The organism is Pseudomonas sp. TH34, from assembly GCF_016650865.1.
GTDB classification, from domain to species: Bacteria; Pseudomonadota; Gammaproteobacteria; order Pseudomonadales; family Pseudomonadaceae; genus Aquipseudomonas; species Aquipseudomonas yamanorum.
The window spans coordinates 529,102-544,037 of record NZ_JAEKFB010000010.1; the positions used below are offsets into that span (position 1 = coordinate 529,102).

General features: G+C 62.5%; 8 protein-coding genes and 1 pseudogene. 4 read left to right on the top strand and 5 right to left on the bottom strand.

Features of this window, described 5'->3' with window-relative positions:
- The first annotated feature begins 49 nt into the window (after nucleotides 1-49).
- Nucleotides 50-2,344, top strand: a complete 2,295-nt coding sequence (locus JFU58_RS07265) for a TonB-dependent receptor (RefSeq protein WP_201140145.1) — start codon at nucleotides 50-52, stop codon at nucleotides 2,342-2,344.
- Nucleotides 2,345-2,478: 134 nt separating this feature from the next.
- Nucleotides 2,479-5,003 (top strand): annotated as a pseudogene (locus JFU58_RS07270) (PepSY domain-containing protein).
- A gap of 132 nt (nucleotides 5,004-5,135) precedes the next feature.
- Here JFU58_RS07270 and JFU58_RS07275 read toward each other — a convergent pair.
- The 4 genes from JFU58_RS07275 to ptsP form a co-directional block, all read right to left on the bottom strand.
- Complete coding sequence (locus JFU58_RS07275) at nucleotides 5,136-6,677, bottom strand: alkaline phosphatase D family protein (protein ID WP_201140147.1); 1,542 nt, start codon at nucleotides 6,675-6,677, stop codon at nucleotides 5,136-5,138.
- A gap of 186 nt (nucleotides 6,678-6,863) precedes the next feature.
- On the bottom strand, nucleotides 6,864-8,576 hold the full coding sequence (locus tag JFU58_RS07280) for a PTS fructose-like transporter subunit IIB (protein ID WP_201140149.1): 1,713 nt from the start codon (nucleotides 8,574-8,576) through the stop codon (nucleotides 6,864-6,866).
- Nucleotides 8,577-8,587: 11 nt separating this feature from the next.
- Entirely contained in the window at nucleotides 8,588-9,508 is a 921-nt protein-coding gene (gene pfkB / locus JFU58_RS07285; protein ID WP_201140150.1) for a 1-phosphofructokinase, read from the bottom strand.
- A complete protein-coding gene (ptsP, locus tag JFU58_RS07290) occupies nucleotides 9,509-12,367 on the bottom strand; it encodes a phosphoenolpyruvate--protein phosphotransferase (RefSeq protein WP_093205089.1) in 2,859 nt (952 codons plus the stop codon).
- Between the two features lie 293 nt (nucleotides 12,368-12,660).
- Between ptsP and cra the strand changes: the two genes are divergently transcribed.
- On the top strand, nucleotides 12,661-13,656 hold the full coding sequence (gene cra / locus JFU58_RS07295; RefSeq protein WP_063027076.1) for a catabolite repressor/activator: 996 nt from the start codon (nucleotides 12,661-12,663) through the stop codon (nucleotides 13,654-13,656).
- A 5-nt stretch (nucleotides 13,657-13,661) separates the two neighbouring features.
- Nucleotides 13,662-14,438 carry a TatD family hydrolase gene (locus tag JFU58_RS07300; RefSeq protein ID WP_093205085.1) on the top strand — a complete coding sequence of 259 codons (777 nt, stop codon included), beginning with the start codon at nucleotides 13,662-13,664 and terminating at the stop codon, nucleotides 14,436-14,438.
- On the opposite strand, the gene JFU58_RS07305 is transcribed toward JFU58_RS07300, so the two are convergent.
- Nucleotides 14,385-14,816, bottom strand: coding sequence for a hypothetical protein (locus tag JFU58_RS07305; RefSeq protein WP_231988826.1), 432 nt, complete (start codon nucleotides 14,814-14,816; stop codon nucleotides 14,385-14,387). The two genes, JFU58_RS07300 and JFU58_RS07305, sit on opposite strands and share 54 nt — an antisense overlap.
- Nucleotides 14,817-14,936 lie beyond the last annotated feature (120 nt).

Genomic DNA, 14,936 nt, shown 5'->3' on the forward strand with positions numbered 1-14,936 from the left:
GTTCTCCCTATATTCCGCGGCCTCACCTCCTTGGGGAAAGGACACTTTCATGCCGCGCACTTCGATAAAAATACCTGCCAGTTCACCGCGTCTGCTGGCCTCGGCCATCGGCGTTGCCATCAGCGCCAGCTCTGCCGCCCAACTGGCGCAAGCCGCTGAAGACACCGAGCAGAAAGGCGAGCGCAACAGCATTTCCCTGGGAGCCACCAGCATCACCGGCCAGGAACAGGACAGCACGTCCTACCAGGTCGAAAAAGCCTCTTCTCAGAAGTACACCGCGCCGCTGGTAGACACCCCGCGCTCGGTCACCGTCGTGCCGCAGCAAGTTCTCAAGGACACCGCCGCCACCTCGTTGCAGGACGCATTGCGCACCGTGCCGGGGATTACCTTCGGCGCCGGTGAAGGCGGCAACCCGCAGGGCGACCGTCCGTTCATTCGCGGCTTCGACGCCCAGGGCGATACCTACCTCGACGGCGTGCGTGACACGGGTGGCCAGAGCCGCGAGATCTTCGACATCGAGTCCATCGAAGTCAGCAAAGGTCCCAACTCGTCCTTCGGCGGTCGCGGCTCGGCCGGCGGCAGCCTCAACCTGGTGAGCAAGACCCCACAGGCGCGGGACTTCACCAACGGTGGCTTCACCTACGGCTCCGACCAGACCCGCCGCTATGTGCTCGACGTCAACCGTCAGTTCCTCGACAGCGCGGCGTTTCGCCTGAACCTGATGAGCCACGAACAGAACGTCGCCGGGCGTGATGCCGTCAACTACGACCGCTGGGGCGTGGCGCCGTCGCTGACCTTCGGCCTGGGCACTCCGACCCGGGTCAACCTCAGCTACTACCACATGGAAAGCGACGACCTGCCGGATTCCGGGATTCCGTATGGGTATAGCAACAACGGCGCAAAAGCTGCCCACGTGCATGACAAGCCTACCGACGGTGGCGACAGCAACAACTTCTACGGTCTCAAGGATCGCGACTTCCGCAAGACCCGCGCCGACATCAGCACGTTCTCCATCGAGCACGACCTGAACGACAACATGACGCTGAAAAACACCCTGCGCCACGGCAACACCGGCCAGGACTATATCGTCACCCAACCCGACGACAGCCAGCACAACGTCAACCAGTTCGGCACCGTTTGGCGCCGCGCGAACACCCGCGTGTCCACCACCGAGACCACCACCAACCAGACCGATCTGTTTGGCAGTTTCCAGGCACTGGGCTTCAAGAACACCTACTCCACCGGGCTTGAGTTCACCGGCGAAGAAACCCGCTACAGCGGCTACACCGTCAGCCCCAACAGCAACCCCGGTTGCACGGCGCCCGGCAAAGGCGGCCAGTGCACCTCGCTGGGCAACCCGAACCCGGACGATGCCTGGACCGGCAGCATTGCGCGCAACTACAACGGCACCAACACCAAGGCCACCAGCCGTGCCGCTTATGTGTTCGACACCATCGAGCTGGACCCGAAATGGCTGCTGAACGTCGGCCTGCGCTACGACACCTTCGACACCGTGGCCAACACCAATGCGGTGCCGACCGCCACCGTCAAGGCCCGCAGCAAGATCAAGAACGACAGCCAATTCTTCAACTGGCAGGCGGGCCTGGTCTGGAAGCCGGTTGAAAACGGCAGCATTTATGCCTCCTACGCCACTTCGGCCTCGCCTGCCGGCGGCCTGGTGGGTGAAGGCGCCGACGGCAACCCGCTGTCTGCCGGTGCCGCGACCAGCGACCTGAAACCCGAAGAAACCGTCAACTACGAGCTGGGCACCAAGTGGGACATGTTCCACGATCGCCTGTCCCTGACCGCCGCGGTGTTCCGCACCGAGAAGAAAAACACACGCATCCTGGTGGACGCGCTGACCTATGAAAACGGCGGCGAATCCCGCGTCGACGGTCTGGAGTTGTCCGCCAGCGGCAAGCTGACCGATCAATGGCAAGTGTTCGCCGGCTACAGCTACCTGAAAAGCGAGCTGGTGGACACTGGCTTGAACGGCCGTAACGGCGTCGTCAGCGCCGGCTCCAACAAAGGCAACCAGATGCCCAACACGCCGAAGAACACCTTCAGCCTGTGGACAACCTATGACGTGACACCGAAGCTCACCCTCGGCGGCGGCGCGTTCTATGTCGACGAAGTCTACGGCGATGCGGGCAACACCGTTTACGTGCCGTCCTACACCCGCTACGACGCCATGGCCAGTTACAAGCTGAGCAAGAACGTCGACCTGCAGTTGAACGTGCAGAACCTCACCGACAAGACCTACTACGACAAAGCCTATGCGGCACACTTCGCCAACCAGGCAGCGGGTCGTACGGCGATGCTGACCACCAGTTTCCATTTCTAAATCGATACAAATCACCGAAAAAACCCCACGCATCGGATGCGTGGGGTTTTTGCGTGTAAAAAAGAATGTTTCTCGACAACTCGCGGCATAATGCGCGCCGTGAAACACCTAACCTGATGACGAGGCCGCACGACGTGTTGAAGAAAACCCTGTTCCAGTTGCATTGGTTCTTCGGCATTACCGCCGGGCTGGTGTTGGCCTTGATGGGGATCACCGGCGCGACGGTGTCGTTCCAGGATGAAATCATCGAGGCGTTGAACCCGACGGTGTTGACGGTGGAAAAGCGTCCAGCCGGTGTACTGCCGCCGGCTGAACTGGTGCGCCTCCTGGAAGCCCGTGAAGGCAAAGCGGTGTCGATGCTCACGGTGCAACCCGACAGCACCGACGCCGCCAAGGTCTGGTTCACCCCGCCGCCCGGTGAACGTCGTGGACAGATGCGCTACTTCGACCCGTACACCGGCGACTACCTGGGCGACGCCGTCGGCCAGGACTTCTTCGGCTTCGTGCTGCAATTGCACCGCTTCCTCGCCATCGGCGACACCGGCCGGCAAATCACCGGTGCCTGCACGCTGATCCTGGTGTTCTTCTGCCTCTCGGGCCTGTATCTGCGCTGGCCGCGCCAAGTGGCAAGCTGGCGTGCGTGGCTGACCCTGGACTGGCGCAAAAAAGGCCGCAGTTTCAACTGGGACCTGCACTCGGTGTTCGGCACCTGGTGCCTGTTGTTCTATCTTCTGGCAGCGTTGACCGGACTGTTCTGGTCCTACGAGTGGTACAGCAATGGCCTGACCAAACTGATGTCCGACGCTCCGCAAAACGAACGCGTGCGCAAGCGCGGTCCGGCGCCGGAAGGTCCTGCGCCGGTGGCCAATTACGATGCGATCTGGAGCAGCATCTACAGCAACGCCGGGCCCGGTTTGAGCAGCTATAACATCCGTATGCCGGCGGTCGCCGGGCAACCCGCCACCGTCTACTACTTGCTGAAGACCTCACCTCACGACCGCGCACTGAACCAGATCAACCTCGACCCGGCCAACGGCGAGGTCAAATCCCATGACACCTACGCCGGCAAAAGCTTCAAGGCACAGATCCTGACCAGCATCTATGCGCTGCACACCGGCAGCTATTTCGGCCTGGCCGGCCGCATCATCCTGACCATCACCGCGCTGCTCATGCCGCTGTTCTTTATCACCGGCTGGCTGCTGTACCTGGATCGCCGCCGCAAAAACGCCAGGTGCGCGATGCGCGTAAAGGCCTGACGAACAACCACAGCAACGCACCTGCCTGGCTGATCGGTTTTGCCAGCCAGAGCGGTTTTGCCGAGCAACTGGCCTGGCAGACCGCCGGCCAATTGCAGGCCGCCGGTTTGCCGGTGAAGGTGCAATCGCTGGGCAGCGTCAGGGAGAAAGATTTGCGCCAGGCGAACAATGCATTGTTTGTGGTCAGCACCTTCGGCGACGGCGAAGCACCGGACAGCGCCCGTGGTTTCGAACGCAGCGTGCTCGGCCAGGACCTCTCTCTCAAGGGTTTGAACTACTCGGTGCTGGCCTTGGGTGATCGCCAGTACCAACACTTCTGCGGCTTCGCCCGGCGCCTGCATTTCTGGCTGACCAACCAGGGCGGCAACCCGCTGTTTGCCCCGGTGGAAGTCGACAGCGGCGACACCGATGCGTTGCTGCACTGGCAACAACAACTGGGCCAACTGACCGGCCATGCACCCACGGCAGCATGGGCCAGCACGACCTATGAAAACTGGACCCTGAAGCATCGTACCTTGCTCAATCCAGACAGCAGCGGCTCCGGCGTCTATTTGCTCGGGCTCACCCCGCCAGCCCCACGGGATTGGCTGGCCGGTGACCTGGTAGAAGTGCTGCCGCGTAATTGCCCATGGGCCATCGAACATTTCCTCGACGGCCTGGGACTGGCGGGCAGCGAAGGTGTGGTGATCGACGGCCTGGCACACACCCTCGACCAGGCTTTGGCCAGTCGTCAGCTACCGGACAACCGCGCACACCTGGTAGGCCTGCATGCCCAGGCGCTGGTCAATGCACTGGTGCCGTTGAGCATGCGCGAATACTCCATCGCCTCGATTGCCAGCGACGGCGTGCTGGATCTGATCGTGCGCCAGGAACGTCACCCCGATGGCAGCGTGGGCGTGGGTTCCGGCTGGTTGACCGAACACGCACCGTTGGGTTCGACCATCAGCCTGCGACTGCGGCGCAACAGTGGTTTCCATCTGCCGACCGAGCCCGTGCCGATGATTCTGCTGGGTAACGGCACCGGCCTCGCCGGGTTGCGCAGTTTGCTCAAGGCGCGAATTGCCGACGGTCAGCAGCGCAACTGGCTGCTGTTTGGCGAACGCAATATCGCCCACGACTACCACTGCCAGGACGAGCTGCAAGGCTGGCTGGCCAGCGGTGACCTGGCATTGCTGGACCTGGCGTTTTCCCGGGACCAGGCAGAGAAAATCTACGTTCAGGATCGCCTGCGTGAGTCAGCGGATGTGTTGCGTAAATGGATCGCCGAGGGCGCCGCGATTTACGTCTGCGGCAGTTTGCAGGGGATGGCGGCGGGTGTAGATCAGGTGCTGCACGAGGTGCTGGGCAGCGAAACCGTCGAACGCTTGATCGAGCAGGGCCGTTATCGCCGGGATGTGTACTGATTTCCTCCAGACAATGAAGGTCTACTGTGGGAGCTGGCTTGCCTGCGATGGCGGTGTATCAGTTAAAAATTATTGACTGACACTCCGCTATCGCAGGCAAGCCAGCTCCCACATGTTTAATTGCATTCCAAGTCAGGCAGGCTGCAGCTTCTGCTCAAACACCGAAACCCCATCCAGGTCCCGCAAAATCACCGTCAGTTCCGCCGTCTGCCCATCAATCTGCACCTCGCCAAAAAACTGGAACCCGGCAAACGGCGAGCTGTTCTGCACCGTCGGTGCCTTCTCGAACACCACTTCCGGCCCAAAGGTTTTATCCAGCGGATTAGGCCCGAAACTCCCGGCATTCAGTGGCCCGGCGACAAACTCCCAGAACGGCTCAAAATCCTGGAACGCCGCCCGATCCGGATGGTAATGATGGGCCGCGCAGTAATGCACATCCGCCGTGAGCCACACGTGATTACGCACCTGCTGCGCCCGCAAAAACGCGAGCAATTCGGCGATCTCCAATTCTCGTCCCTGAGCCGGTCCCGGGTCACCGTTGGCGATGGCCTCCCAACGTGGCACGCCAGGGCTGACCTCACCGTCGGGTACGCCGAGGCCAATGGGTATGTCGGCAGCGATGACTTTCCACTGCGCCTGGGAGGCTTTCAATTCGCGCTTGAGCCAGTCCAGTTGCTCACGTCCAAGAAACGGTTTTTCGCCGCCAAGGTTGTCGTCGTTCGGCCCGCGATAGCTGCGCATGTCCAACACGAAAACATCCAGCAAAGGGCCGTAGCTGAGCTTGCGATAAATCCGCCCGCCCTGATCGGCGCTTTGCCGGCGCATCGGTGAATATTCCAGCCAGGCCTGGCGCGCACGGCCCACCAGAGTATTGATGTCGCGGGTCGTGTAACGCTCATCCAGTTGCTTGCTCGGCGACCAGTTGTTGATCACTTCGTGGTCGTCCCACTGCCAGATCTGCGGCACTTCGGCGTTGAAGCGGCGTACGTTTTCATCCATCAGGTTGTAGCGGTAGTTGCCCCGGTATTCATTCAGGGTTTCAGCGACTTTGCTTTTGGCTTCGGTGGTGATGTTGCGCCAGATGCGTCCGTCTTCGGTGGTCAGTTGCGCGGGCACCGGGCCGTCGGCGTAGATGGTGTCGCCGCTGTGGATAAAGAAGTCCGGCAGGCGCAGGCGCATGGCTTCGTAGATGCGCATGCCGCCGATGTCCGGGTTGATGCCGAAGCCTTGGCCAACGGTATCGCCGCTCCACACAAAGCGGATGTCCCGGCGCTGTTGCGGCACGCTGCGCAGGTGGCCGAACCAGGGCTGGCTGGCCACGCCGGTCTGGGCGTCTTCGAAGTGCACACGGTAGAAAATCGCCTGGTCGACAGGCAGGCCGGTGAGTTCGACACGGGCGGTGAAGTCCGTACGGCTGTCGGCCAGGGGCGAGACGAATTTACGCGGGTTGCTGAATACGCTACGGGTGTCCCACTCCACCACCATCCGCGCCGGGCGGTCGCTGCGGCTCCAGATCATCGCGCGGTCACCCAGCAGGTCGCCGGATTGCACGCCGTCGGTAAGTTGCGGGCGATCCTTGACCGAGGCGATCACCGCAGGCGCGAGGCCCGGCAACAACAGGCCGGCGCCAACGGCTTGCATCACGCGGCGGCGACCGAGATTGAAGTGGCTCATGCAGGTTCCCTCTCGAGCAGCAAAAGGGAAACTTAAGCATGAAGGGATGAAGGGGATATGACACAGACCTTATTCATAACGAAGATCAAATGTGGGAGCTGGCTTGCCTGCGATCGCATCACCTCGGTTACGCTGATACACCGAGGTGCCTGCATCGCAGGCAAGCCAGCTCCCACATGAACCGAGTTATGCCTGGGCGGGTGCGACAGAAAGCTCTACGGTCTCCGGGCGTTTGAGGAAAGCATACACCACAGCGGTCAACACGCTCCCCGCCACGATCGCCAGCAGATACAGCAGCGCATGGTTGATCGCATTCGGGATCAGCATCACAAACAACCCGCCATGAGGCGCCATCAGTTTGCAGCCGAAGTACATCGACAGGGCACCGGTCAGCGCGCCGCCAGCGATGCTCGCCGGAATCACCCGCAGCGGGTCCTTGGCGGCAAACGGAATTGCGCCTTCGGAGATAAAGCACATGCCGAGAATCAACGCGGCCTTGCCGGCTTCGCGCTCGGTCTGGGCGAACTTGCGCCGCGCCAGGAAGGTGGCGATGCCCATGCCAATCGGCGGCACCATGCCGGCGGCCATGGTCGCGGCCATGGGTGCACCGCTTTGCGCCGCCAGCAGGCCGACGGAAAACGCGTAGGCCGCCTTGTTGATCGGCCCGCCCAGGTCGACGCACATCATGCCGCCCAGCAAGATGCCCAGCAGCACGGCGTTGGTGGTGCCCATGGTGCTGAGGAAATCCGTGAGGCCGGTAAGCATCTTCGCCACCGGCGGCCCCACCAGGTAAATCATCGCCAGGCCCGTGAACAGGCTCGCCAGCAACGGGATGATCAGGATCGGCTTGAGGGCTTCGAGGCTCTGGGGCAAACGGATCGCACGGCTGATGAATTTGACGCAGTAGCCGGCCAGGAAACCGGCGAAGATCCCGCCGATAAACCCCGCGCCCAAGGTGCTGGCCAGCAGACCGCCGATCATGCCGGGAGCCAGGCCCGGACGGTCGGCAATCGAGTAGGCGATATAACCCGCCAACAGCGGCACCATCAGCATGAAGGCCTGGTCGCCGACGGTTTTCAGTGCAGCAGCCAGGGTGCCTTTTTCTTCAAAGGCATGAATGCCGAATACGAACGACAGGGCGATCAGCAGACCGCCCGCCACCACCATCGGCAACATGAACGACACGCCGGTGAGCAGGTGTTTGTAGACACCGGTCTTCTCCGGTTTGGCGGCCGCACCACTGGCAGCGGATTCCTGCTTGCCTTCGGCCAGCGCCTTGTTGAGGGTCGCCTCGGATTGCTTGAGCGCGATCCCGGTGCCACAGCGATAGATTTTCTTGCCGGCAAAGCGCTCGGTGGCGACTTCGATATCGGCGGCCAACAGCACCACGTCGGCGTCACGAATCGCCTCGGGACTCAGCGGCGTTCGGGCGCCCACCGAACCCTGGGTTTCCACCTGCAGGTCATACCCGAGGCGCTTGGCGGTTTGCTGCAACGCTTCGGCAGCCATGAAGGTGTGGGCGACGCCGGTCGGGCACGCGGTGATCGCGACGATACGCGGCGTGCTTTTCGCCGGTGCCGCATCAGCCTCCTGCACCTGAGCCTCTTCGACCCCGCGACGCAACACCGCGTCCACATCCTGCAGCGCCTGGGCCGGCGTGCTGCGGAATACGCGTTTGCCGACAAAACGCTGCATGTCCACCGGCGTGCTGCTGACCAGCAACACCCACTCGGCGGCTTCAATGGTGGCCGCCGACAATTGACGTTCCGGGTGTTGCACATCGACCACTTCGACGCTGGTGCTCCAGCCCTGGCGCTGGGCGGCGGCGTCCAGCAAGCGGGCGCACAGCACACTGGTGACCATGCCGTTCGGGCAGGCAGTAACAATGGCTAACTTCATGACCAACCCTCTTATTGTTCTGTCAGCGGTCGCACGTGGACGCCGCTCTGCAAAGTCTCAAGCTGTGCCTCATCGGTGATGCCAAAGCCGATTTGCGTGACCGCCATCGCGGCAATGGCAGTGGCGCGGCGCAGGGTCTGCTCCGGCGTATCGCCATTGAGCAAACCGTGAAGCATCCCGGCCAACAGCGAGTCGCCGGCGCCTACGGTACTGGCCACCGTTACTTTGGGTGGCGTGGCGTGCAGCGCGGTATCCGGGCTGTACCAGCTCACGCCTGCGGCACCGTCGGAGACCACCACATGCTCAACACCTTGCCGATGCAGTTGGCTGACAGCATCCGTGGCATGACCGAGGGCATCGGCCAGTTCTTCAGTATTGGGTTTGACCAGCCATGGACCGGCGTTCAATCCGGCACGCAAGGCTTCGCCGCTGGTGTCCAGGGCGACTTTCAAACCGAGGTTTTTCAGTTGCTGCAGCAGGCCCTGGAACCACCGAGGGGTGATGCCGCGTGGCAGGCTGCCGGCCACGACAACAGCGTCGTGTCCCGGAGCAATCCGCGCCAACTGCTCAAGCAGTGCCTGTTGCGCCTGCTCGCTGACCAGCGGGCCCGGGGCGTTGACATCCGTGACCCGCCCGTCCTGTTCGGCGATCTTGATATTGCTGCGGGTTTCGCCCGGTACGCGAATAAAGGCATCGGTGAAACCGCGACGGGCAATCAGCATCTCGAACGCTTGGGGATTGTCCTCGCCAAGAAAGCCGCCCACGGTCACCTGATGGCCAAGGTCCGCCAGCACTTGAGCGACGTTCACGCCCTTGCCGGCAGCATGGGTGATCATCGCCTCACTGCGGTTGACCTCACCCGGTTCCAGGCGCGCCAGGCGCACCGTCAGGTCCAACGCCGGGTTCAGCGTCAGGCTTAAAATCCTTGCCATTTACACGGCCTCCACAAGCGCACGCACTTCGGCGGGGGAACCCACCGCCAGAGCTTTTTGGGCCAGGCCTTGGGCCTCGCTCAGACTGAATTCACGTACCCGTGCCTTGACCTCGGGGATGCTGCGCGCAGACACGCTCAGCTCATCCACTCCCAGGCCGACCAGCACCGGAACCGCCAACGGGTCGGCCGCCAACTCGCCGCACACCCCCACCCATTTGCCATGGGCATGGGCGGCGCGCACGGTGATGTCGATCAGTTGCAACACGGCCGGATGCAGGCCGTCAGCCTGAGCCGACAGCGTCGGGTGGCCACGGTCGATGGCCAGGGTGTACTGGGTCAGGTCGTTGGTGCCGACGCTGAAGAAGTCCACTTCCTTGGCCAGTACCGGCGCCAGCAACGCGGCCGACGGCACTTCGATCATGATCCCCAATTGCAGGTCGGCCACCGGGATTTCCAGGCGCAGGCGCTCGGTCATGTCCCGGGCCTGGCGCCACTCATCCACGCTGCCGACCATGGGGAACATGATGCGCAGCGGACGGTTGTCCGCCGAGCGCAACAGCGCACGCAATTGCGCTTCCATGATCTGCGGGCGTTGCAGGGTCAGGCGGATACCACGCACGCCGAGGAAGGGGTTTTCTTCCTTGGCGATCGGCCAGTAAGGCAGCGGTTTGTCACCGCCCACATCCAGGGTGCGCACCACCAGTGGCCGACCGCCGAGGCCGTCGAGTACCCGGCGGTATTCGGCTTCCTGGGTGGCTTCGTCGGGCGCTTGTTTGTGCGCCATGAAAATCAGTTCGGTGCGCAGCAGGCCGATACCTTCGGCGCCCTGCTCGACTGCGCTGGCAACCCCGGCGCTTTCGCCGATATTGGCGAACACTTCTACGGCATGGCCATCGCGGGTCAGCGCCGGTTCATGGCGTTGCGCGGCGGCGGCTTGCAGGCGTTGTTCGCGGGTGTCGCGTTCGACGGTGGCGCGTTGCAAGGTGGCGGCGTCGGCGTCGACATGCAGGCGACCGCGTTGGCCATCCAGCAGCAACGGCGTGCCCGAGGCCAGCAGCAACACCGCCGGGCCTGCACCCACCAGCGCGGGAATGCCCAGGGCACGGGCGACGATGGCGCTGTGGGCGGTGGCGCCGCCACGGGCGGTGAGGATGCCGGCAACACGCACCGGGTCCAGGCGCGCCACGTCCGAGGGGCCCACTTCGTCCATCACCAGAATGTAGGGTTCGTCCGGCTCCTGGGCGGTTTCGACACCGCACAGTTGCGCCAGCACGCGGCGGCCAATGTCACGCAGGTCAGCAGCGCGCTCGGCGAGCAAGGCGTCCTGCAGCGATTCCTGCTGTTTGGCGGCGGCTTCGATCACGCTCATCCAGGCGGCTTCGGCGCTTTCGCCCTGCTTGAGACGCGTCTCGACTTCGTCGGTCAGTTCCGGGTCGTCGAGCATCTCCTGGTGGGTGATGAAGATCTCGCGGATGGCCTTGGATTTGCTGCGCTCGATCAGGCCCTGGATATCCCGGCGCACGTCGGTCAATGCCGCGTGCAGGCGTTGGCGCTCAATCACTGGCGACTCACCGCGCAGCGGGTATTCGAAAGGTTGCAGCACCTGGATATGCGCCGGGCCAATCGCAATGCCGGGGGCGGCGGCGATGGCCTGGATCAGGCTGCCGGATACCGGGGCGCTGATCACGGGTTCGATATCGACGACGACCTGCTGGGCGCTGACCGCTGGCAGCGGCTCGACTTCTTCACCGAGACCTTCTTCCACTGCCGCCAGCAAGGCGGGCAAGGCGTCACCGGCAATGGTTGGCTCAGCGACAAACTCCAGCACCTGGCCACGCCGTGCGCCAAGGCTCAGCAACTTGCTCAGGCTTTTTACCGACACCGCGCTGACATCACCATCCACGATGCGCACACGGATTTCACCGTCAAAACTTTTCGCCAATTGCGCGAGGATCTTCGCGGGGCGCGCATGCAGGCCGTGGGCGTTGGCCAGGGCGATGCGCACGCTGGGCCAGTCGGCCGGCAGTTCACCGCCGAGCACTTCCAGCACGGCCCGGCTGCTGGTGGCGCGGCCGAGTTCCTGGCCGCGGCCTTCGATCAGCAAGGCGCACAGGCGTTCGAGCAAGGTCTGGTGAGCCTCGCCGAGGCTGGCCAGGCAGAACAGGCCGCTCAATGGCTGGCCCAGGTAACGCATCGGTTTGTCCGGAGTGACAAAGGCCAGGCCGGGACGTTTCACCGTCTGCTCGCTGTGCAGCCACCACAGGCCATCGCCCAGGGGCAGCGCATCGACTTGTTGCAGCACGGCGGCAAACCCATTGCTTACGCAATCGGCCTGGCGCAGCAGGCGTGCGCCACGCCACACCAGCTCTTCGAAATCATCAGCCGACACGCCCAACCCGATCATCTGTGCGTCCAGCGCCAGCTCCTGCGGTGCGCCTTGCAGCAGTTTCAGCAAAGCTTCGGCGGAGCTGGCGCGGCGCAGGGCCTGGCCCAGGTCAGTCTCGCCGAGGGCTCGGGTCAGCAGTTGCAGCAGGCGCAGGTGTTCGTCGGATTTGGCGGCAATGCCGATCGCCAGGTAAACGATCTGGCCATCGCCCCAATCCACGCCCTCGGGGAATTGCAGGAGGCGCACGCCGGTGGCGAACACCTGGTCGCGGGTTTCGGGAGTACCGTGGGGGATGGCGATGCCTTGGCCGAGAAAGGTCGAGCCTTGGGCTTCACGCGCTTGCAAGCCACTGAGGTAACCCTCGGCGACCAGGCCATCGGCCACCAGTTTTTCAGCGAGCAGTTGCAAGGCAGCAGACTTATCCACAGCCGTCTGGCCCATGGATATCTGCTCGTGGGTGAGCTCAAGCATGCCGTTCTCCTAGTTAGTGCGGCGTGCGCACTAGGTATTATTTTGAATAAATCAGTGCAAATGCGTTCGAAAAAATTGACTGAGTGGTCAGTTGGCAGGACCACGTTCGTCGCGATAATCGTAAAAATACGCTTGCTGAAACGTTTAATCTAGAATTTATGGCAGATTACGCGTTAATTTCCCATGATTGAAGCGCCACTCGGCTGTTGAGTTGCGACAATGGTCGTCTGCAGTAATCGGTTACGATTGGACAAAGTGTCGGGGCAAGCTCTAAAAAACAAGGAAATCCCGGTTTGAAACTCAGTGATATCGCGCGCATTGCCGGTGTGTCTGTGACCACCGCCAGCTACGTCATCAATGGCAAGGCCGAACAGCAACGGATCAGCAGCGCAACCGTCGAACGGGTGCGTGCCGTGGTTGAAGAACATGGCTTTACGCCCAACCCCCAGGCCGCCGGGCTGCGCAGCCGGCATACCCGTACCCTGGGTTTTATCCTGCCAGACCTGGAAAACCCCAGTTACGCACGTATCGCCAAGCTCCTGGAGCAAGGCGCCCGGGCGCGTGGCTATCAACTGCTGATCGCCAGTTCCGATGACGACGCCAACAGTGAACGGCAATTGCTGCAACTGTTCCGCGCCCGCCGTTGCGATGCGTTGTTTGTGGCCAGCTGCCTGCCGGCCAGCGATGACAGCTACCGCGAGCTGCAAGCCAAGGGCCTGCCGGTGATCGCCATCGACCGGGTCATGGAGTCTACGCAGTTTTGCTCGGTGGTCAGTGATGATCGCCAGGCCTGCCAGCAATTGACCAGCAGCCTGCTGCAACCGCTGCCCAAGCAGATCGTGTTGATCGGCGCCCGGCCAGAGCTGAGCATCAGTCAGGAGCGTGCCACTGGTTTCAAGGAAGCGCTGAAAGACTTCAACGGTGAAGTGCTGATCGAACAAGGCGAGTCGTTCAGCCGCGATTGTGGCCGACAGTTGATGGAGCAATTGCTGCAAAGCCTGGGGCATTTGCCTGACGCGCTGGTGACGACGTCCTACGTCCTGCTGCAAGGGGTGTTTGATGCGTTGCATGACTTCCCGCTCAAATCCCGCCCGCTGCGCCTGGGGACGTTTGGCGACACGCAGTTGCTGGATTTCCTGCCGCTGCCGGTGAACGCCATGGCCCAGCAGCATCAATTGATCGCCGACACCGCGCTGCGCCTGGCGCTGGCGGCCGTTGAAGAACAGCACTACGCGCCAGGGGTGCATGCCATCGGCCGCACGTTCAAGCAGCGGATTCACTCGGAGTAAGCGGTGTGGAGCTGACCGACAGCCACACCCATCTGGACTTTCCGGACTTCGACGCTGATCGCGCCGAGGTCCTGAACCGCAGTCGCCAGTTGGGCGTGCGCAGGATGGTGGTGCTGGGGGTCTATCAGCAAAATTGGCAACGCTTGTGGGACCTGGTGCAAAGCGACGCGGATTTATTCGCCGCCTTCGGCCTGCACCCGGTGTATCTCGACGACCATCGCCCCGCCGACCTGACGGAACTGGGCGACTGGCTCACCCGCCTGAACGGCCACCGGCAACTGTGCGCAGTGGGCGAAATCGGCCTGGATTACTTCCTCGAACAGCTGGACCGCGAACGCCAGCAACGCCTGTTTGAAGCCCAACTGAAGCTGGCAGTGGATTTCCAGCTGCCGGCCCTGCTGCATGTGCGCCGCAGCCACGCCGCCGTGATCGCCACCCTCAAGCGCATTCGTCTGCCACGGGGCGGCATCATCCACGCGTTTGCCGGCAGCCAGGAAGAGGCCCGCGAGTACATCAAGCTCGGTTTCAAACTGGGCCTGGGCGGCGCGGCGACGTGGCCGCAAGCCCTGCGCATGCACAAGGTGATCGCGCGACTGCCGCTGGAAAGCGTGGTGCTGGAAACCGACTCACCAGACATGGCGCCCGTCATGTACCCCGGCCAGCGCAACAGCCCTGAACATCTGTCAGACATCTGTGCCGCCCTGGCGGAGCGCATGGGCATCAGCCCATCAACGTTGGCCGAGGCGAGTACCCACAATGCCTGCGAGCTGTTTAACTGGTAGGCCTTTTACCTCCCGCAGCGTCAGCGTCATCCGCTGCCGGTGACGGGCGTATCGCAAGGTCAGGCAGTAAATCAGCACCGCCATCAGCGAGACATTGAGCTGCCCGGTCACGCTGATCAGCCCTATCCACTCGGCTACCAACGCCACCAGCAGCGCCACGCTGGTCAGCACGATCATGCTCGGACGCAACAGGCCAAGGTTGTCCAGAGACTTGAACTGCTTCAACTGCTTGGGGCAACTCGGTTCCACGCCTTTGTGGCAATACGGGCACTCAAAGGGTTCATGGATAGCAATGGCATTGAGCTGCCAGGGCTTGAGCTCAAAGGACATATCGCAAAGGACGCAATGCCCTCTGACACCGACAATTGCAGCGGTCATCACCGAACCTCCGCGTAAATGGATCAGACAAATTCTCACCCATTTTGACAGCGGGAAAAGATCAACGCCAAAAACAAGACAAATGCTACGCCATCCAAGAAGTAATCCTACGGCCAGCCC

Excerpts from the sequence above, each read along its gene's own strand:
- JFU58_RS07275 (WP_201140147.1), bottom strand. The coding sequence starts at position 6,677 with ATGAGCCACTTCAATCTCGGTCGCCGCCGCGTGATGCAAGCCGTTGGC.
- JFU58_RS07280 (WP_201140149.1), bottom strand. The coding sequence starts at position 8,576 with ATGAAGTTAGCCATTGTTACTGCCTGCCCGAACGGCATGGTCACCAGT.
- JFU58_RS07265 (WP_201140145.1), top strand. The coding sequence starts at position 50 with ATGCCGCGCACTTCGATAAAAATACCTGCCAGTTCACCGCGTCTGCTG.
- pfkB (WP_201140150.1), bottom strand. The coding sequence starts at position 9,508 with ATGGCAAGGATTTTAAGCCTGACGCTGAACCCGGCGTTGGACCTGACG.
- ptsP (WP_093205089.1), bottom strand. The coding sequence starts at position 12,367 with ATGCTTGAGCTCACCCACGAGCAGATATCCATGGGCCAGACGGCTGTG.
- JFU58_RS07305 (WP_231988826.1), bottom strand. The coding sequence starts at position 14,816 with ATGACCGCTGCAATTGTCGGTGTCAGAGGGCATTGCGTCCTTTGCGAT.